Genomic DNA, 19,184 nt, shown 5'->3' on the forward strand with positions numbered 1-19,184 from the left:
GTATAATAAGGAGTGATGGTATGTTTTTTACTTATCTACTAGCGTTCTTTGGTATTTGCATCGGATCGATCATCATCGCTACAGGCTTCGACGATTCACCGTTCCACACCCGGTTTCTATTTAAGTTTCTCGGAATTTCTATCCTTGCTCTTTCTATTACTTTTGTAAAGGTTAGACGAAAAAGGTTACGCAACAAGAAGGGGAAATAGACTTAGATGTCCAGTCAGCCTTCCCATCAAATCGTGCACCAAAACAAGACCGATACACCCACAATCGCCCCTATATATATCCACTGTTTCCCTTTGATGCTCCGCTTTCTTTCGATTAGTAGAAAGATCTCTGGTAAAAAAACGATGATGATTTCTAGGATAAAGACAAGATAATAAACAAACGGCATCGGCTGGAAATCAAAGTCTCTTTCATCTCCACCAATCGTTGCGAAATACATCAACAGGTTGGTTACTGGAATGGTAAAACAAACGAGCAGGCGAAGAACATAGATCCACACATACTGTCTATGACGAATAAGACCAATAAATGAAGCGATGATTCCATACAAAAACAAGACCACTGTGCCATAACTCAACAGAGGTTGAACGATAAAGCCGTAAAGCATTAAACCAATTGCAACCATACTCAAACCGTCCTTTCTTTGAAGCCATACATGCTGTTTTTTATATCATACACTTCTTTCTTGAATTTCCATATGGGGCCATGATAAAAAAACGACCCCATAAAGGGGCCATTTTGTTTTACGCTTTGACTGATTTGAAGAATTGCGGTAAATATTCACGATGTGCTTCGAGCATTTCATCTAAAATTTGCTTTGCAATTTCGTCAGAAGGGACAAGCGGATTGATCGTCATTGCCACAAGAGCCGTCTCGTAATCTCCTGTGACTGCCGCTTCTGCTGCCACACGCTCGAATGATTTGATTTGTTGAACGAGCCCTCTCACAGCTACAGGCAGATCACCCGTCGCGATTGGTTTTGGTCCGTCCTTCGTAATGATACAGTTCACTTCAACCGCTGAATCAGCCGGAATGCTGGCAATCGCCCCTCTGTTCACTGTATTGACTGGTTGGATGTCATGCTTATCATTATAGATGGAGCTGATTAAGTTACATGCCGCATCACTGTAATATGCCCCGCCTCTTTTTTCGAGCTGTGGTGGTTTAATCGATAATTCAGGATCTTTATAGAGCTCAAATAATTCGTGCTCGACCTGCTGGACAACCTCTGCTCTTGTTCCTTTTTCTTGGGCCGCTTTTTGCTCTTCTTCCAGCATATCCTTTGTTTTATAGTAATAGCGATGATACGGACATGGGATCACTCCTAATCCTTTTACAAAAGAAGGTTCCCAGTTTTTCGCTTCAATGTTCTTCATAGACCACTGACTATTCGGATTTCCTAATTCATCGAGTACTTGATCCATAATGCTGACCCCGTCTAAATATACGTCTAATCCATAGACCATGTGATTGAGACCGGCAAACTGTACCTCGATCCGTTCAACTTCCACATCAAGCGCCTTGGCAATCCCCATTTTTATCCCAATTGGGACATTACATAGACCGACTACTTTTTTTAGATTTGTGTAGCGTAGCACAGCTTCTGTGACCATGCCCGCCGGATTTGTAAAGTTCACAAGCCATGCATCTGGACAAAGCTCTTCCATATCCTTCACGATATCTAGAATGACTGGGATGGTTCGAAGGCCTTTAAATAAGCCGCCTGGTCCGTTCGTTTCCTGACCGATGACGCCATATTTAAGTGGGATTCTCTCATCCTTAGCCCGTGCTTCCAGCAGTCCTACACGAAATTGTGTTGTCACGAAATCTGCGTCCTTCAGGGCTTCCCGGCGGTCAAGCGTCAGGTGTACCTCAATCGGCAGACCGGCTTTTTCGACCATGCGTTTCGCGAGAGCACCCACGATGTTTAACTTTTCCTGACCCGCTTCAATATCCACGAGCCATAATTCCTTTATAGGCAATTCATGATATCGTTTGATAAATCCTTCGACAAGCTCAGGCGTATAGCTTGATCCTCCGCCTATTGTGACAATTTTGATTCTATCTTTCATGAATTGACACCTCCGAGTTGCTTCATTTTTTCATGGAGCTCGATGATTTCCGCCGCAAGCTCCTTGACGGTCATTGCGTTCATGAGATGATCCTGTGCATGGATCATTAAGAGGCTAATATCGGTCTTTTCTCCTCTAATTTCTCCTTGGATCAGCTCTGTCTGTGCGTGATGCGCCTCATTTAACGCGTCTTGTGCTTCCTGCAATTTTTGCTTCGCCTCATCAAAATTCCCTTGCTTTGCACATGTAATGGCCTCCATCGCAGAGCTTCTGCCATTCCCGCCGTGTAAGATGAGTTGAAACACAATTTGTTCCATTTCCATCGGCCGCATCCCCCTTGTTTCCTCTATTACATGCTGACGACATTTTCATCAGTTGTTGCATTTGTTTCTAGTTCATTTTCTTCTTTTAATTTCTGCTTATCCCACATTCTAAAGAATGGGTAGTATAAAGCGAATGACAACGCTAGGTTAATCAGCTGCATGACAGCACCTGAGATTTTGCCTCCTGTGGCGAGATAGCCTGAAATGATAGGCGGCATCGTCCATGGGACCGCTATCCCCGCCGGTTTTGCGACAAGCCCTGTGCTCATTCCGATATATGTCGTGATGATCATCATGATTGGCGTAAGGATAAACGGAATCAGAAGCATTGGATTCATAACAATCGGCATTCCAAAGATGATCGGTTCGTTGATGTTAAAGATGGCTGGCCCAATGGCAAGTCGGCCAAGTTGTTTCATTTGTTTACTTCTGGCACGTAAGATCATCGTCAGCACCAAGGCAAGCGTTGCACCGCTTCCGCCGACATTGATGAAGATTTCAAAGAACTGCGCTGTGAAGATATTTGGCAGCACTTCTCCTGCTTGGAATGCGAGACGGTTCTCATCCATCGCACCGAGCCAAATTGGACCCATGACGCCGCCGACAATGGTTGCTCCGTGAATACCACATGCCCAGAGGAGCATTTGCACACCAATGGCGACAATACTTCCGCCTAAGCTTCCACCAAGAATGGAAAGCGGTGTGCCAATTAAGACCGTGATGATATTATGAATACTCTCAAATGGTGTCATCTCAATCAAAAGTCTAGCGACCCAGATCAGCGTGATGACCACAAAACCTGGAATAAGTGCGATAAACGATTTACTCACTGCTGGCGGTACACCATCAGGCATCCTAATGACGATATTCCGCTGGACGATGAATCGGTAAATTTCAGTTGAAAGCATGGCAATAATCATGGCAACGAATAACCCTTTACTGCCCATCAATGTAACTGGAATTCCCCCACCTACTAAGATGGCTTCTGTTGAGCCTTCAGGTGTGAAAGGAACTTGATATGGTGTTGCCAAAAGGAAAGCTGCAACAGCGATCGCACCAGATGATAGGGCATCCACTGCATACTTTTCAGCAAGCCTGTAGGCAATCCCGAAGGTTGCAACAAGTGCCATAATGTCAAAGGTCGCATTAACAGGATAGGATAGTTTCGTGGCCCATTCTGCTCCGAAGATACTTGCCATAAAATCGCTGTATCCTGGGATCGGAAGGTTGGCTAAAATGAGAAACAGTGAACCGACAATAATGAGAGGCATGGTTAAAACAATTCCGTCACGCAATGCTTGTAAATGTCTTTGAGCGGCAATCTTCCCTGCAAACGGCATGACCTTCTCTTCTAGAAATCGGTTGAATCCATTCATCCCTTCCGCCCCCTTTATCCGTTCACTAACTGTTCAGCAGATTTTAAAACCTCAGCCCCATTACATACGCCGTAATGCACGGTATTGATGACGTCGACTGGAATCCCTTTTTCTTCTCCGAGCTTTTTCATTTGTGGTAATAAATATCGAACCTGTGGTCCTAATAAAAGCACATCGGCTTGATCAATATGATTTTTTGCTGAATCTCCAGATACTGCCCAAATACGATAGTCTTTTCCTTGTTCTTGTGCGCTTTTCTCCATTTTTGTGACTAGTAAGCTTGTTGACATACCTGCTGCACAAACCAATAAGATGTTCATGTGTAAACGCCCCCTTTTGAAAGTGTGTAGCTTTTCTTTACACATTCATCATATTATGAAACCGCTTTCATAAACACCTATACTTTTTCCTTTAGGAAGCGGAAAAAGTTAAGATCACATTGTTAGCTCTTGTACGAAGGGGCCTTTTTATACATGATATCGAGCATGTCTTCAAATGTATCACAGGCGATGAGATGCTGAATGAATTTCACATTGTGCACAAGCTCGCCCAGCAGACGATACATCCCTTTTAAATCTTTGGCATTCTCTTTTTCGACACAAAGCAAGCAAACAAATTGAACTTTTTTCTCTCCCCATATGATCGGTTTTTCTAATGAACAGATCGCCCAAAATGTCTCTTCTGTCAGCGGCGTCATAGGGTGCGGAATGGCTGTATAATGCCCGAAGGATGTCGGTGCAGCCTCTTCTCTTTCCATCACAGAAGGTGTAAGTTCTGCTGGTGCTAATCCCATATCGATAACTTGTTTCGTGAGAAAAGTGATGACCTCTTCCTTTGTTTGAAAGGCGCGTTTTGTAAAGACCAATTCCTTTTTCATATATTGAGAGGCCAATGTCACCCTTGTTTCACTCGTCAAGGCTTCTTCAATTTTTAAAAAGTCGCCGCCTCCCAAAATGGTGTTCACTTGTATGACTGGAATCGGTAAATCCATCTGAATCGGGACCGTTGTAATAATCAAATCCATGGCATGTAAAGAGACATGCGGAAGCGAATAAAGCTCTGCTGTTCCTAAAATGGTCAGCTTAGTCCCAAATTGTGACCGCAAACGATCCTGAAGCAGCCTTGCACTCCCTGCACCAGACGCACAGACGATGAGACATCGCTTCGGTGGAATCTCCATCTTTCTCCGTTCTAAAGCCGCACCAAAATGAAGCGCCATATATCCGATTTCATTCTCATGAATACTCAGCCCCTCCTCTTCTTCAAGGACCCTGCTGGCGATAATTCCTGCTTCAAAGGCAAGTGGATACCCCGCCTTTATTTCATCAAGCATTGGATTTCTTAAGTTCATCCCATATTTACACCGGGTCATGGCTGGCTTTAAGTGCAGACTCAGCCCAATCATTAATTCCGCATCACCGGCTAAATCAAGCTGCAGCTTTTGATCAACGGCTTGGAGCATCAGCTGGACAAGACGGCTCGTGTCATCATCCACAATTTGTTTTTGAGCGCTCGATGAAAAGGACTGCACCATTTTGGCTGTTCCTAATAAATGAATGGCGATATAGACGATCTCTTCTTGTGGAAAAGAGACGTCCAGCAGTCCTTCAAGGCATTCCACCATTTTTTTAGCCACCTCGTATTCCTTTGCCCGTGGAATCTCATTGATTTCCTCTGGCAAAACAGATACATAGTTTCCGTGTCTAATTCGTTTGCAGGCAATCGCGACATGAACGATTAAATTATTCATGCAAATGTCTGATAGATTCATTCGTTCTTCATTGATATAATCAATGATTGTTTTCTGAATCAATTCCAGTTCATGTTTTGGCAAAATGGTGACTGCCGTGTTCAGCATCGTTTGGCAGGATCGGCGTTCACTGAATAAATATTCTGACATACAATAACGAATTTTCATCTCCGATCCTTTGATCCGGCAGCCTTTATTCGGCTTCGCTTCCAGCTTCAGATCAAAGGGCTCAAGCTTGCGTTTAACCCATTTCATATCGTTACTCATCGTCGATTTACTAATAAACAGCAGCTGCTGTAAGTCTTCCAGTTTCACATAAGATTCTGCGAGAAGCAGCTTTTTTAAAATAAACCGAACGCGCTCCTCTGGCAGAACAGCCAGCGGCTCTTCCTGTTCGACCTCCTCTTTCATAAAACGGCGAAAGGCATTCTCATCGTTGATCAACAGCTCATAACCAGCTCCTCGAACAGCTGTTACAGCCGCTTGATAAGGAGCAAGACAGTCGTTCAGTTCCTTGATGTCTGTACGAATGGTGCGGCTTGTTACTTGTAAACTGACAGAAAGCGCAGCGCTTGTGAGCGGGGTCTCCGCTGCCATGAGCTGACTTAAGATGTGCGCCAGTCTTTTACTCAGCATCAGATCGGCCTCCTTATGTAAGGGTGGAGAATCTGCCTTGTCTGGACAAGGTGTATACGCTTGCAGTTCTCTTCATTACTCATATTCTACTGAAAAGAAATAAAAATTGCCATCTCATTTATATGACAAACGCCCCTATTTATACAACAAACCCTATCCAATGACCTATGAATCTTTTGGTAGGACCGCTGGGGAAACCATGAAAAAAAGGCGATACACCTCCGTATCATCGCCTTTTATGAAGAAATCAGCTGCGTAAAGACAACCAATCTTTTTTCATGAGTCCCTGCTGCATGATCAAATGTCCCTGTACACGTGATTAAATTGAGATTCCGTGTAAAAGCATACCCGAAAAACGCATTTGGTTTTTCTTCACGCGGATAGCTTTGCACTTTGACGACTTCAAAGGTTCGCTTTTTACCTGATATGGATGTCACGATTACCTTGTCTCCCTTTTTCAGCTCCTTCAATCGATAAAAAACAGAAGGTCCCCACTTATTATCAACATGACCATTCATAACGGCATTTCCTTTATCTCCTGGCTTCGGACCATCCTTAAACCAAGCTGTGTTGTCCGTATTTTTTGGAACGCCCATACTGCCATCCTTTGATAAAGTGGTTTTCTCTACTTTTGCTTTGACATCAATCGCCGGAATCGCAATTTCAGCCGGGACAATACCGGACGGTTCGTCTTTTAACATGGCTTTTGAATGAGACTGTTTTGTGACTTGGTTTGTTGTCATTTTTTCAGGAGATGAGGTTGTTTTAGCGGATGACGAATCATCCATCGATTTTGATGCACAGCCCGTGATGACAAGAAGCATCAGAAGACCAAACAGCCACCTTTTCAAGTCAGTCTGCCTCCTTTGAAAGAAAGGAACGGCACGATTGTGCACGTTCCCCCCCTTTTGTTTTGATATAAGCTTAATTTGATGTCTTACGACGAATTAGGAAGAACGCACCCATTGCACCGCCTGCTAGGATCAAGCTTGCGATTAATCCCGCAAATGCTTCATATGACATACCTAAAGGACCGGCTGTGCCTCCCATACCTGTTTTCGGCATTTCGTTAGGCATGTTAGATTTGAACAGTTCAGGATGCTGATCAACAATCGCTGCTGCGACATCTTGACCGACCATGAACATATGACCGTACGCCTCTCTCACTGTTGGATAAAGCTGATCATATTCGCCATTATGGTAAGCCGTATATGTTTTGATCAGCTCATCAATATGCATTTTTAAGCCAGCTTCTAAATCCGCCGCCTTTAAACGGCCATCTGTCGCTTGATCTAGAAATTTCGCTTGCTTCATCCGATATGCATCCAAGTTTTTCACAGCTTTTTCTTTCGCTTCTTTGTCTCCTGATGCATCCGCTTTGACATAATCAACTAAGTAACCAATATGGCTTGACCAAATGGATTTGAATTGTTTTCCTGCATCCTTACCATAAACAGATGCAATCGCATTAGATAAATCATTTGTATTCTCGTTCAAAGTTGCTGCTGCTTGATCAAAGTCCTTGCTACCATCATTTCCTTTTTGCATGGCAACGACCGCAAGTGCCAAATGCTCTGAGAACAAGTAGTTTAAATCTTCACGAAGATCTGCAGCTGGTGTATCGACAGATTTATGATCAAATTTCCCAGGAAATTGATCTGTGATCGCCCACGATACGCCTTTGCCTACTTCAAACATATGATGAATGGATTTTCTAACAGTCTCATAGGTCGTATCAAAATCCTTTTCTGTGTAGCTGTCAAACGCTTTTAATAGTTCGTTCACATGCATCTTCAAGCCTTCTTCAAGCTCACTTGCTTTCAACCTCCCGCCTGTTGCTTGATCGAGCATGTCGGCTTGTTTCATACGATATTGGTCAAGCTGCTTGACTGCTTTCTTTTTACCTGCCTCATCTTTCTTTGCGGTTGCTTGTACATAATCCACAAAGTAGCCGATATGGCTTGACCAAATGTCTTTGAATTGTTTCCCAGCTTTTTTTCCGTACACAGAAGCGATGGCTTCTGATAAGTCATTTGTGTTGTCATTTAGCGCTGCCGCTGCTTGTTTAAAATCTTTGCTGCCGTCAATTCCCTTTTGCATTGTGATGACTGCTAAGTAGGCATGCTCCGAAAATAACTGGTCTAGTGCTGCTCGAAGATCGGTTGCTTTGTTTGACACCTCTTGTGACGAAGATGTCTTCTTTGCCTCTCCATGCATATGTCCTTCGTGTGCACTTGCGCTATGGGCTGCCGGAAATAGTAATGCTGCGCTAAGCGGAATGGTTAAAATCGCTTTTTTCATGTTCATCTGTTTTTCCTCCTCTTTCCGTTTGTTATGTACTTAACGGAAAGAAGCATGAAATGGATCATTCAAATCTATCATCTTTTTTTGTTTAGCGCACAATCGGTCATGCTTGCATAAAAAAAGCCGGATTATCCGGCTGATACGTTACGACGTTTAGATGCTTTCCGCTCTTTATATATTTTTCTCACCACTGGATAAATCACAGGTGCCCATTTAAAAATTTGTTTCAACCATTTTTTCATTTCTCCCGCGCCTCCTTATTGTCATTCTTACAAGGAAGATTCCCCATCTTGGCATGAAATAAACAGGTGCGGGAGAGCAGGAGTTAAATCACGCCTTGTGCGATCATCGCATCTGCCACTTTGCGAAATCCTGCAATATTTGCTCCTACTATTAAGTTTCCAGAGTGTCCATATTCGTCCGCTGTCTCTGTACACTGACGATAAATCGTCTGCATCATTTGTTTCAGCTGATCATCTACTTCCTCAAATGTCCAAGACATTCTTGCACTATTTTGCGCCATTTCCAGCGCTGAGACACCTACCCCGCCTGCATTCGCCGCTTTTGCTGGCGCGAATAGAATATCATTCTGTTCAAAAACTTTGACTGCCTTTAGAGTAGAAGGCATATTCGCTCCTTCTCCTACCGCAATGACACCATTTTCCACGAGTTGCTGTGCCTGCATCTCAGATATTTCATTTTGCGTTGCACATGGAAGCGCAATGTCACAAGGAACAGACCAAATTTGTTCGCAATCTTCAATCAATTCAGCATGCGGGTGAATGTCTATGTATGCCCCAATCCGTTGATTGCTTACTTCCTTCAGCTGCTTCACTGTTTCAAGTGAAATGCCTTGTGGATCATAAATCGCTCCGCTTGAATCACTGCACGCAACGACCTTACCACCTAGCTCTATGACCTTCTCCATCGCATAAATAGACACATTCCCTGAGCCGGACACGACAACTGAACGTCCTTCAAATTGAAGTCCATGCGCTTTTAACATTTCTTCCATAAAGTACACCAATCCATAGCCTGTCGCTTCTTTTCTCGCTAAGCTGCCTCCAAATCCAGGGCTTTTCCCTGTGAGCACACCTGCTTCATAAGCACCACGCATTTTCTTGTACTGCCCAAACATATAACCAATTTCGCGTGCCCCTACGCCAATATCACCTGCTGGCACATCTTGATCAGGTCCAATATATCGGCTGAGCTCACTCATAAAGCTTTGAACGAAACGCATGATTTCTCCATCCGATTTCCCTTTAGGATCAAAATCTGATCCACCTTTTCCTCCACCGATCGGCATACCAGTCAGTGCGTTTTTAAAGATTTGTTCAAATCCTAAAAACTTAATAATGCTTGCATTGACAGATGGGTGGAAACGAATGCCTCCTTTATAAGGACCGATGGCACTGTTGAATTGAACCCTAAATCCCCGATTAACTTGTACTTTCCCCTCATCATCTACCCATGGTACGCGAAATACCACAAGCCGTTCAGGCTCGATGAGTCGTTCTAAAATGCCTTGTTTTTCATACTCTGGATGCTTTGCAAAAACGGGAACGAGTGATTCGAGAATTTCTCTTACGGCTTGCTGAAATTCCTCCTCACCAGGATTTCGTTTTTCCACCTCTTCTAACACACGGTCGATGTAGCTTTGTGCTGTTTGTGCTGCTCGATCTAAGGTCAACATGTCTCATCTGCCTCCTTTGTATATCTTCACACATTTATCCTGTTAGATTTTCTAACGCATATTGAGATTAATTTAACACCATTTGTAAAAACTGATCAATACTGATAACAGATGAAAATGATGCCGATTTGAGATGGATCAAGCAGCCGCCGCAATCGTTTTTAGAAAGTATCCCTTACAGAATGACTATTGAGCTAGAAATCATGATTTAGACGTTATATATCCCGCACTCTTTGACAATTAGATGAACCATGAATGATTTCTAGTTGATCTTCAACAAGAAAAAAGGCCTAAAGTTTTATAGACCTCTGCTCAATCTTTTCGGATCTCCTTCTCTTTTTTTCGATCAGGGTACACGACACAAAACCAATATAAAATAGAAGACGATGGGAAGTTAATTAAACCGACAATGCCCCAAAACCACTTATAACGTCCTCTTTTTTTGGCATCCATAAATAAAAGAAGGCCCTGCGCAAATAGTAACGGCAATGCGCACAATAAGATGATCATCTCCGACTGACTCATAAGGAAGACCCTCCTTTACTATGTTGATATTCCTTGATGCCGACAATGACGCAGAGCGGCACACTCACTACTTGAAGAAGAATGAAGATGATAGGCAAATGGGTGATGGCAGCGACAAATAGTGTGAGAATGGTCAGACTGATGAGAACGTACGCCAGTACTTCTTGTTTAAAACGCCTTTTCTCTTGTTCCTTCGCCTGCTTCAGCATCATCATGACAGCCTGTTCACTTGGCTCTTTCACTTCGATTTGATCATCTAGTTGCTGTAACTCTTCCTTTAAACGTTCGGTGAACTGATCTTCCTTCATTGAGACCACTCCTTTCGAATTTTCTTTAATCCATGATGAACCCTCGACTTCACAGTGCCTTCTCTCATCCCGAGCATTGAAGCAATCTCTGGGTAAGTAAAGCCATAATAATAGTGCAAAATAATCGGCGCTCTCTCCTGAGCCTTCAATTCGTTAAGAGCATCCCACATCTCATGCCATGTATGTCCCTTTTGCTGAATCTCCCATTTAAAACGGCGTATCGTCTCTTGATTCGCCTTTCCTTCCCTCAATTGTTCACGTTTTCTTTTCTTCTGGTGATCCAAAAATTGTCTAGATGCAATGGATATGAGCCATGTTGAAAATAAGGAATCTCCTCTAAAAGAAGAGAGTTTCATGTACGCTTTCAGCATCGTTTCTTGCATGATTTCTTCTGCAAGCTCTTGTTGAAGGGTGAGCTTCATTATATAACGGTAAAGAAAGGAATAATGATGGCGATAAAGAGCTGTAAATGCAGCATCATCCCCCTGCTTTGCCCGCTGAATCAATAATGTCTCTTCTGTCTGCTCCAAACACACCCCTCCTTCCTTTTTCTTCTCTTATTCATGAGACGACACGTATGACGATATCGTTCAAAATAGATTTTATTTTTTTAGCTTGTCTGCTTTTCTCCCTGTTGATCCAGTAATTGAAGCGTTAAATAACCAGTTTTTTCTTATGTAATGATTATGACATTCCTTCATCTCTAACAAAATGATGCGTTCTGATTTTCTATCAAGCGGAGATGCTCTCCCCCATAATCACTAGGTCATCCCAATACCTATCGTCAATGATCCTTGTCTCATTTAGATGAAAATAAAATAATCATGGCCTTAGTTTTCTAGAAAATCATGGAATACAAAGCGCCAATTCTTAGCCGATGATACCTTTTTGCATGCTATGCTCTTCCTACATTCCGAAAAAGGCAATACTGGCGAAGAAAGGAGGAGCAGTTGAATTGCAGCTTATTTTTGGAAACGTTTACATTAAAACAAAAATGAATGGAGATGTTGACTTTGAAGAAAAAAGTTCCAATGTTAGCTGGTGTGTTAGCGGTTGGTCTCGTGACTTCATTATTTGCACCTAATGGGGAGGCAAAGGCGGCAGTAAAGTATCCCGAAAGCCCTTCTATTATGGCCAATTTTAATCAACAAGGATTCTCCACATTAAATGGCGGCACAACAGGCGGTGAAGGCGGTAAAACCGTCACAGTCAAAACTGGAAATGAGCTATTGGCTGCCCTCAAAAGTAAAGGAACAAACGAAAAATTAAAAATTGTTGTCGACGGGACGATTACCCCTTCTAATACATCTGCCAATAAAATCGATGTGAAAGATACAAACAATGTCTCAATCGTCGGCAAAGGCACAAAAGGTGAATTTAATGGAATTGGCATTAAAGTATGGCGTGCCAATAACATCATCATCCGCAACCTGAAAATCCATCACAGCAAAATCGGTGATAAGGATGCCATCGGAATCGAAGGCGCTTCTAAAAACGTATGGGTCGATCATAATGAACTGTACAATACATTAAACTCTGGTAAAGATGATTATGATGGATTATTCGATGTGAAAAATGACTCCGATTATATTACCTTCTCATGGAACTATGTTCATGACAGCTGGAAAACGATGCTCATGGGCAGCTCTGATAACGACAACTACAACCGAAAAATCACATTCCACAACAACCGTTTCGAAAACCTGAATTCTCGTGTACCATCTATGCGCTTTGGGGAAGGACATGTCTATAACAACTATTACAAAGGCATCCTGACAACTGCAATTAACTCTCGTATGGGCGCAAAAATGAGAATTGAGCACAACGTATTTGAAAATACAAAAAATGCGATTGGCAGCTGGGACAGCCGTCAAGTCGGTACATGGCATGTCATCAACAACTCATATATTAACAGCTCAGGCAGTCTGCCAACGTCTTCTACAGGTACGTACAACCCTCCTTATAACTACTCCTTGCTTAACGTGAACAATGTCAAATCAGAAGTGGTATCAAATGCTGGTGTTGGAAAGGTAAATCCTTAAAACCACAAAACGTTCGGGCAGAAATCTCTGTCCGAACGTTCTTGTCATTTCATCTATTTATATTGTAGAAAACGGACGATCCATCTCATACAATTTTTGATAGCGCAGGTTTTCTTTCAGTAAATCCTGATGCTCCCCCTGCATCTCAATTTGTCCATCTTCAATAAACATAATGCGGTCACATGCCTCACAGCCAGTGAGATGATGGGTAATCCAAATGACCGTTTTTCCTTTTAACACATGAAAAATGGTTTCAAGCAGCTCACGCTCTGTGCGTGGGTCAAGTCCGACGGTGGGCTCATCTAATACAACAATCGGGGTGTTTTGCAGCAAAATCCGGGCTAACGCCATCCGTTGTCTTTCTCCACCTGAGAAACGAATTCCTGTCTCCTGCACACCGGTGTGATAGCCCTCTGGCAAAGATTCGATGGTATCGTGCAGCTGCACTTGTCTCGCTGCTTCTTTTACTTGCTCCTCTGTCGCATTTGGAGAGCCTAAGCGAATATTGTTTAAAACAGAGGTATCGAATAAATACGGCTGTTGATTGAGTACTGACACATAGGTGGACACGTTCTCTCGAATGCTTTCGACCGGTTTCCCTTGGATACTGACAGCTCCTTGGTTTGGCACGACAGCTCCTTCTAACAACTTCAAAATAGTCGATTTTCCTGCACCGCTTTTTCCTAAGAGAGCGAGTGATTCTCCTTGCTTCAATGAAAATGACAGGTGCTTTAGCACGTGTTGGTGCAAATCATACCCAAAGGACACTCGATCAAAAGAAACAGCGTCATTTTGGGAAACAGCTGACTGATCCGCTGTCTTGCGCTCTGATTCTCCTTCATACGAAAGCTTTTCATAATGATGTAATCTGCTGACAGCATGCTGATAGACTGGAATATCACCTGCTGCATCTGAGAGTGGAAGAAAGGCTTCCGTTAACGGAAATAGCACAAGCACGAAGGCTGCAATCAGGGTGTGTGACATCGAGCCTGACTGAACAACGGAACCGCTCCAATACACGACAAGCACGACAGCTCCTCCAATGATAAGCTGTGCAAAAAACTGGCGCAGACGGATAAATCGGTGCTTAGCTGCTTCAAGCGCTAACAGCTGCGCTTCTTTCTGTTCATATTCATCAACAAAATCTTTCTGCCTACCGCTAAACAACCAGTCACTCACGCCCATGACGGCATCTGTTAAATGGCTGTACAGTTCATTTCTGCCTTTTTTCATTTGAATTTGTCTCGCCCGGTTCACTAGCACGGTGACGTATGGGAAAACAAATACGAGAAGTGCCATATAAAGCAGCATCAAGCCAGCAAAAGGCCACGAGAATAGACCAAGTGCCCCAATCGATGCGGCATATAAAAGCAGCGCACCGATAGATGGAAAGATGGTTTTTAAATAGGCATCCTGCAGTCTTTCAACATCATCTGACAAGAGCCCCAGCATTTCACCTGTACCCAGCTTTGTCTGTTTCGCACTTCGTTCAGCCATGTCATATAGACGGACACGCATTTTTTCAATCATGGTCAAAATGAGCTGGTGGCTCGCCAATCTTTCTGCATAGCGGGCAGCTGAGCGCGAAATACCAAAGGTACGGACAGCTACAATGGGAACGTAGACCATAAGTATATTCTCAGGTCTTGTGGCAGCTTTTGAAATGAGAAATCCTGACGTATACATCAGCATAGAAGCAGAGAATACTGCAATTGCCCCTAGAAATAAAACTAGCGCAAACAGCTTTTGATTCTCCTTGATATAAGGTATAAACCAGCCTTTACTTACCATGTGTGACCGCCCCCATTTGCTCCTGTACCAATTGATAATACACGCCTTTTCTTTGCATCAATGATTCATGTGTACCCATTTCCGCAATCGTTCCTTGATCCATGACAATGATCTCATCCATGTCCGGCATCCAATGGAGCCTATGTGTCGCTAAGAACACAAGTTTATCTTCAAACAGCGGAAGCATTGTTTTCTTCAATTCATACTCTGTCTCAATATCGAGATGTGCCGTTGGTTCATCTAACAGCATAATAGACCGCTTGCCCAGCACCGTTCGCGCAAGCGCAATTCTTTGTGCCTGTCCGCCGCTTAGCCCTCTTCCCTGTTCTCCAATGACCTCATCAAGACCATTTGGCAGCTGCGTCACGAGCTGAGATAAGCCAGCTTCACTGGCAGCTCTTTCCACTTCTTCATCTGTTGCATGTGGTTCATAAAAACGAATGTTTTCTCTTAATGTCATGTGAAATAAATAAGGGTGCTGCGGCATATAGACGACTTCTTTTTGCCATTCCTTCATCTGTAAATGAACAAGCGGCTGGCCGTTTAGTGTGATTTGACCTGAGGTCGGTTCAACAAAGCCGCCGAGCACATCGGTTAATGTCGATTTCCCTGAACCACTGGCACCAATGATTCCGATTTTTTTCTTCCCTTTCACAGTGAGATCTACATCCTGAATCGAATAAGGGGCATGTTCGTCATGCTGGACACTCACATCTTGCAGGGTGAGCGCAGACTGTTCATTCCACTCGTTCAACTTCACTGATTGTGTTTCCTGCGCGCGGAAGCCCTTTTCTTCTAAAATGACCTGCATCGCCTCATTCGCTTCTTTTCCATTTAGCGTGGCATGATAATCATTTCCCACTTCACGTACTGGCAGGAAATATTCCGGTGCCAGCATGAGCGCCGTCAAAGCCGGCAATAACAGAAGCTCTCCTTCAATTAATCGCAAGCCAAGAAAGACAGCGACGGTTGCAATCGACAGCATGGAAAAGAAATCAAGCGCAAATGATGAAAGAAATGCGACCTTCAGCGTGCTCATGGTCGCCTTTCGATATCGCTTTGACACTTCCCCGATATTGCGGGAATGTTTTTTGCTAATGCCTAAATAACGAAGCGTTTCAAGGCCGCGGAGAGAGTCAGTAAAATGATTGGATAATTTCTCATACGATCTCCATTGTTTGGCCGCTTTACGCTGAGCGACAAGACCTAGCAAAATCATAAAGATAATTAAAATCGGCAGCGTCACGATTAAAATGACGGCAGATGTTTCGTCTAATGTCCAAACATAGATGAGGACCATTGCCGGTATCACAGCCATGTTCACCATCTTCGGTAAAAATAGCTGTAAATACTGACGATATTGAGCAATTCCCTCCATCGCTAATGTGACAAGCTTTCCTGTACCCTTTTTCTTTGTAAAAGCTGGACCTAAACGAAAGAGTTGGTCTAACAGCTGTTTTCTGACGTCTGCTCCAATTCGGGAAGAGTAGGTAAACATGACCTTCTCCCGAATCAAGGTGAGACCGTGCCGCACCAGAAAGGCAGCAAGAAACAGCAGGACATAAGGCGTTGCCTGCGAAAGGCTTTTCCCGTCAAACAGCGTAGTAACGGCATGTGCCAGCCACTGTGCTTGGAAAATAATACTTGCTCCTTGGATGAGTGACACAATACCTAAGAGGGCAAGAAGCCCTCTCATTCCTTTTAATTGAAGCAAACGTTTATCCATTAGTAGGTCATTGGCTCCTTACCGCTTACACGTTTACGGAAGACGTAATAGCTCCAAATTTGATACCCAAGCACAAAGGGCAGCAAAGAAATGGCAACAATCGTCATCACCGTCAGTGAATAAGATCCAGATGCAGCGTTTTGAATGGTCAGATCAAACGTATGGTTGATTGAGCTAATCATGACGCGCGGGAACAATGCAGTGAACAGCATCGTTACTGTCACCATGATGCCCGCACCTGTGAATAGGAATGTCCAGCCATCACGTTCTTTTTTCATAAAGAATAGCGCCGCTACGTAACAAACCACAATGAGGACAGTTAACGGAATGGTGATGATCGGGCGTACCGTATAAATGTCTGTTTCCATGATAGATACACCAACAAATAGGACAAGAACTGGCAGCGCAATAAGCAGGACACGCTTGCCAAGCTTTCTCGCACGATCTCTTAAATCACCCTCTGTACGAAGTGTGACGAAAATCAATCCGTGCAGAAGGCAAAGAACCGTCACAGCTAACCCGCCAATCACTGAATAAAGATTCACAAAATCCGTAAAACCAGCGTACATGTTCATGTCTTGATCAATTGGCATCCCGCGTAAAATACTTGTGAATAGCACACCGAGTAAAAACGGCGGCAACAGACTGCCAAAGAAGATGACCCAGTCCCATGCTTTGATCCAAGAGGCTTTCTCAACCTTCCCTCGGAATTCAAAGGCGACTCCGCGCCCGATGAGTGCTAAGAGGAGAACCGCAAACGGTATATAGTATCCACTGAACATCGTGGCATACCAGTTAGGGAAAGCAGCGAAAATAGCGCCCCCAGCTGTAATCAGCCAGACCTCATTCGCATCCCAGAAAGGACCAATCGTGTTAATTAAAATGCGGCGTTCGTGCGCATCCTTTCCAAGCAGCTGCATGGACATCCCAACACCAAAATCAAATCCTTCTAAGAAGAAAAATCCAACAAATAATACTGCGACAAGAATAAACCAAATCTCGTTAAGATATGCCATGATATGCGCCTCCATCAAATGGATCTGTAGACAGGTCCGTTTCATCCTTTTGATCTGTATCCTCTTCCGAATGTGCACCCTTTTTAATTTCTCGAATGAATAGGTAGGCAAGCAAGATGGCAAGAATCAGATACATCGTCGTAAAGCTAATGACTGAGAATAACAGCATGCCATACGATACGTTTGGCGAAATCGATTGAGCCGTCGTCATCATACCAAAGACCGTCCACGGCTGACGCCCAATTTCAGTCATGATCCAGCCAGCTGAGTTCGCAATAAATGGGAAGGCAATCATCCCTACCATGAAGCGTAAAAACCATTTGTTCGTTTCGAGTTTCTTTCTAAAGCTCAAGTACAATCCAATCATACTGGCAAAAATCATCAGCATGCCTGCACCAACCATGATTCTAAAGCTCCAGAAAGTTGTTTTTACTGGCGGAATGTAGTCTCCAGGACCAAACTTTGCTTCATATTCTTTTTGAAGGGTCAACATGCCTGGCACATCTCCACTAAACTTCGAATAAGCCAAGTAACTTAAAGCAAACGGAATATTGATCTCCGCAGAGTTTTCTTTTTTATCTGTATCAATATTGGCAAATAGTGTCCAAGCCGCTGGATCTCCACTATCCTTCCAAAGGGCTTCACTTGCTGCCATCTTCATCGGCTGTGATTCCATTAAGTGCTTCGCTTGATCATGTCCAGAGAACGCCACACCTAAGCCAGAAATTAAAGCGAGAACCATGGCAATCTGGAAGGATTTTTTAAAAAAGGCGATTTCTTGTTTTTTGATCATTTTATAGGCACTAACTCCTGCAATAAAGAATGCACCTGTAGCCAGCGCACCAAACAGAACGTGCGGGAATTCAACCCAAAGCTGCGGGTTCGTTACAAGAGCACCAAAGTCATTCATTTCTGCACGGCCATTTTTAATGACAAATCCAACTGGCTCTTGCATAAATGAGTTGGCGAGTAAAATCCAAAACGCCGAAAAGATCGTACCAAGGGAAACAAGCCAAATACACAATAAATGAATCTTCTTCGGCAGACGATCCCAGCCGAATATCCAAAGTCCAATAAATGTAGATTCAAGGAAAAAGGCGAGCAGTGCTTCAATGGCAAGCGGTGCACCAAATACATCACCGACAAACCTTGAATAATCTGACCAGTTCATCCCAAACTGGAATTCCTGGAGAATCCCTGTCACCACGCCTACTGCAAAATTGAGTAAGAATAGATGACCCCAAAACTTCGCCATCTTTTTATAAATCTCTTTTTTCTTGACGACATAAAGGGTCTGCATCAATGCAACGATAAACACCAAACCTATTGACATAGGAACAAAAATAAAATGAAATAATGTCGTTGAAGCAAATTGAAATCTTGCTAAAAACAGCTCACTCACAGCCTTACATCCTCCCTTACTTTCACATGCCGAATGATTCGAAATGTCTATGCTCACCATTTCACAAAATGTTCACTATTTGTTCAATGATTCACAAATAATAGCCTGTTTGAAATGATTTACTCGGTGAAATTTTACTCTTGCTTTTCATTCGGTTAGTTATTTATACCTGTACTTTACACCCATACGCTTCAAAAATAAAGTAAAT

General features: G+C 43.3%; 18 protein-coding genes. 1 reads left to right on the top strand and 17 read right to left on the bottom strand.

What is annotated here, in order from left to right; genetic code table 11:
* Positions 1–235: 235 nt before the first annotated feature.
* From MHB79_RS17800 to sigY, 13 genes are all read right to left on the bottom strand, one after another.
* Positions 236–634, bottom strand: coding sequence for a hypothetical protein (locus MHB79_RS17800; RefSeq protein WP_212045700.1), 399 nt, complete (start codon positions 632–634; stop codon positions 236–238).
* A 118-nt stretch (positions 635–752) separates the two neighbouring features.
* Positions 753–2,081 carry a 6-phospho-beta-glucosidase gene (locus MHB79_RS17805; protein ID WP_340990400.1) on the bottom strand — a complete coding sequence of 443 codons (1,329 nt, stop codon included), beginning with the start codon at positions 2,079–2,081 and terminating at the stop codon, positions 753–755.
* Positions 2,078–2,404 (bottom strand): PTS lactose/cellobiose transporter subunit IIA, encoded by a 327-nt coding sequence (locus MHB79_RS17810; RefSeq protein WP_003215078.1) that lies wholly within the window; start codon positions 2,402–2,404, stop codon positions 2,078–2,080. Before MHB79_RS17810 ends, MHB79_RS17805 begins: the two co-directional genes overlap by 4 nt.
* Before the next feature lie 26 nt (positions 2,405–2,430).
* Positions 2,431–3,780, bottom strand: a complete 1,350-nt coding sequence (celB, locus tag MHB79_RS17815; protein WP_340990402.1) for a PTS cellobiose transporter subunit IIC — start codon at positions 3,778–3,780, stop codon at positions 2,431–2,433.
* 14 nt (positions 3,781–3,794) lie between these two features.
* Entirely contained in the window at positions 3,795–4,100 is a 306-nt protein-coding gene (locus tag MHB79_RS17820) for a PTS sugar transporter subunit IIB (RefSeq protein ID WP_003214824.1), read from the bottom strand.
* Between the two features lie 122 nt (positions 4,101–4,222).
* Complete coding sequence (locus MHB79_RS17825; RefSeq protein ID WP_251190637.1) at positions 4,223–6,166, bottom strand: BglG family transcription antiterminator; 1,944 nt, start codon at positions 6,164–6,166, stop codon at positions 4,223–4,225.
* Positions 6,167–6,402: 236 nt separating this feature from the next.
* A complete protein-coding gene (locus MHB79_RS17830; protein ID WP_340990404.1) occupies positions 6,403–7,017 on the bottom strand; it encodes a class F sortase in 615 nt (204 codons plus the stop codon).
* 73 nt (positions 7,018–7,090) lie between these two features.
* Positions 7,091–8,473: a copper amine oxidase gene (locus MHB79_RS17835; RefSeq protein WP_340990406.1), complete on the bottom strand. Its 1,383-nt coding sequence runs from the start codon at positions 8,471–8,473 to the stop codon at positions 7,091–7,093.
* A gap of 125 nt (positions 8,474–8,598) precedes the next feature.
* A complete protein-coding gene (locus MHB79_RS17840; RefSeq protein ID WP_003214702.1) occupies positions 8,599–8,712 on the bottom strand; it encodes a hypothetical protein in 114 nt (37 codons plus the stop codon).
* An 83-nt stretch (positions 8,713–8,795) separates the two neighbouring features.
* Positions 8,796–10,166 (bottom strand): NADP-specific glutamate dehydrogenase, encoded by a 1,371-nt coding sequence (gene gdhA, locus MHB79_RS17845; RefSeq protein WP_003214886.1) that lies wholly within the window; start codon positions 10,164–10,166, stop codon positions 8,796–8,798.
* Between the two features lie 312 nt (positions 10,167–10,478).
* Positions 10,479–10,691 carry a transcriptional regulator gene (locus MHB79_RS17850; RefSeq protein ID WP_268459130.1) on the bottom strand — a complete coding sequence of 71 codons (213 nt, stop codon included), beginning with the start codon at positions 10,689–10,691 and terminating at the stop codon, positions 10,479–10,481.
* Positions 10,688–10,999, bottom strand: a complete 312-nt coding sequence (locus tag MHB79_RS17855; RefSeq protein ID WP_106029460.1) for a YxlC family protein — start codon at positions 10,997–10,999, stop codon at positions 10,688–10,690. The genes MHB79_RS17850 and MHB79_RS17855 overlap by 4 nt, the downstream gene beginning before the upstream one ends.
* Positions 10,996–11,529 carry an RNA polymerase sigma factor SigY gene (sigY, locus tag MHB79_RS17860; protein ID WP_003214662.1) on the bottom strand — a complete coding sequence of 178 codons (534 nt, stop codon included), beginning with the start codon at positions 11,527–11,529 and terminating at the stop codon, positions 10,996–10,998. The genes MHB79_RS17855 and sigY overlap by 4 nt, the downstream gene beginning before the upstream one ends.
* A gap of 474 nt (positions 11,530–12,003) precedes the next feature.
* Between sigY and MHB79_RS17865 the strand changes: the two genes are divergently transcribed.
* A complete protein-coding gene (locus MHB79_RS17865) occupies positions 12,004–13,041 on the top strand; it encodes a pectate lyase family protein (RefSeq protein ID WP_034620341.1) in 1,038 nt (345 codons plus the stop codon).
* A 57-nt stretch (positions 13,042–13,098) separates the two neighbouring features.
* On the opposite strand, the gene cydC is transcribed toward MHB79_RS17865, so the two are convergent.
* Genes cydC through MHB79_RS17885 form a run of 4 tightly spaced genes read right to left on the bottom strand, consistent with a single transcriptional unit; the run spans position 13,099 to position 18,976 of the window.
* Entirely contained in the window at positions 13,099–14,832 is a 1,734-nt protein-coding gene (cydC, locus tag MHB79_RS17870) for a thiol reductant ABC exporter subunit CydC (RefSeq protein WP_340990410.1), read from the bottom strand.
* Positions 14,822–16,558 carry a thiol reductant ABC exporter subunit CydD gene (gene cydD / locus MHB79_RS17875; protein WP_340990412.1) on the bottom strand — a complete coding sequence of 579 codons (1,737 nt, stop codon included), beginning with the start codon at positions 16,556–16,558 and terminating at the stop codon, positions 14,822–14,824. The genes cydC and cydD overlap by 11 nt, the downstream gene beginning before the upstream one ends.
* On the bottom strand, positions 16,558–17,574 hold the full coding sequence (gene cydB / locus MHB79_RS17880) for a cytochrome d ubiquinol oxidase subunit II (protein ID WP_044140290.1): 1,017 nt from the start codon (positions 17,572–17,574) through the stop codon (positions 16,558–16,560). Before cydB ends, cydD begins: the two co-directional genes overlap by 1 nt.
* Positions 17,561–18,976 carry a cytochrome ubiquinol oxidase subunit I gene (locus MHB79_RS17885; protein ID WP_003214979.1) on the bottom strand — a complete coding sequence of 472 codons (1,416 nt, stop codon included), beginning with the start codon at positions 18,974–18,976 and terminating at the stop codon, positions 17,561–17,563. The genes cydB and MHB79_RS17885 overlap by 14 nt, the downstream gene beginning before the upstream one ends.
* Between the last annotated feature and the right edge of the window lie 208 nt (positions 18,977–19,184).

This window comes from Bacillus sp. FSL M7-0558 (assembly GCF_038003245.1).
Classification (GTDB): domain Bacteria; phylum Bacillota; class Bacilli; order Bacillales; family Bacillaceae; genus Bacillus; species Bacillus pumilus.

Excerpts from the sequence above, each read along its gene's own strand:
- MHB79_RS17850 (WP_268459130.1), bottom strand. The coding sequence starts at position 10,691 with ATGAGTCAGTCGGAGATGATCATCTTATTGTGCGCATTGCCGTTACTA.
- MHB79_RS17855 (WP_106029460.1), bottom strand. The coding sequence starts at position 10,999 with ATGAAGGAAGATCAGTTCACCGAACGTTTAAAGGAAGAGTTACAGCAA.
- MHB79_RS17865 (WP_034620341.1), top strand. The coding sequence starts at position 12,004 with ATGTTGACTTTGAAGAAAAAAGTTCCAATGTTAGCTGGTGTGTTAGCG.
- celB (WP_340990402.1), bottom strand. The coding sequence starts at position 3,780 with ATGAATGGATTCAACCGATTTCTAGAAGAGAAGGTCATGCCGTTTGCA.
- MHB79_RS17805 (WP_340990400.1), bottom strand. The coding sequence starts at position 2,081 with ATGAAAGATAGAATCAAAATTGTCACAATAGGCGGAGGATCAAGCTAT.
- MHB79_RS17825 (WP_251190637.1), bottom strand. The coding sequence starts at position 6,166 with ATGCTGAGTAAAAGACTGGCGCACATCTTAAGTCAGCTCATGGCAGCG.
- cydC (WP_340990410.1), bottom strand. The coding sequence starts at position 14,832 with ATGGTAAGTAAAGGCTGGTTTATACCTTATATCAAGGAGAATCAAAAG.
- MHB79_RS17820 (WP_003214824.1), bottom strand. The coding sequence starts at position 4,100 with ATGAACATCTTATTGGTTTGTGCAGCAGGTATGTCAACAAGCTTACTA.
- MHB79_RS17810 (WP_003215078.1), bottom strand. The coding sequence starts at position 2,404 with ATGGAAATGGAACAAATTGTGTTTCAACTCATCTTACACGGCGGGAAT.
- cydD (WP_340990412.1), bottom strand. The coding sequence starts at position 16,558 with ATGGATAAACGTTTGCTTCAATTAAAAGGAATGAGAGGGCTTCTTGCC.
- cydB (WP_044140290.1), bottom strand. The coding sequence starts at position 17,574 with ATGGCATATCTTAACGAGATTTGGTTTATTCTTGTCGCAGTATTATTT.
- MHB79_RS17835 (WP_340990406.1), bottom strand. The coding sequence starts at position 8,473 with ATGAACATGAAAAAAGCGATTTTAACCATTCCGCTTAGCGCAGCATTA.
- MHB79_RS17800 (WP_212045700.1), bottom strand. The coding sequence starts at position 634 with ATGGTTGCAATTGGTTTAATGCTTTACGGCTTTATCGTTCAACCTCTG.
- MHB79_RS17840 (WP_003214702.1), bottom strand. The coding sequence starts at position 8,712 with ATGAAAAAATGGTTGAAACAAATTTTTAAATGGGCACCTGTGATTTAT.
- gdhA (WP_003214886.1), bottom strand. The coding sequence starts at position 10,166 with ATGTTGACCTTAGATCGAGCAGCACAAACAGCACAAAGCTACATCGAC.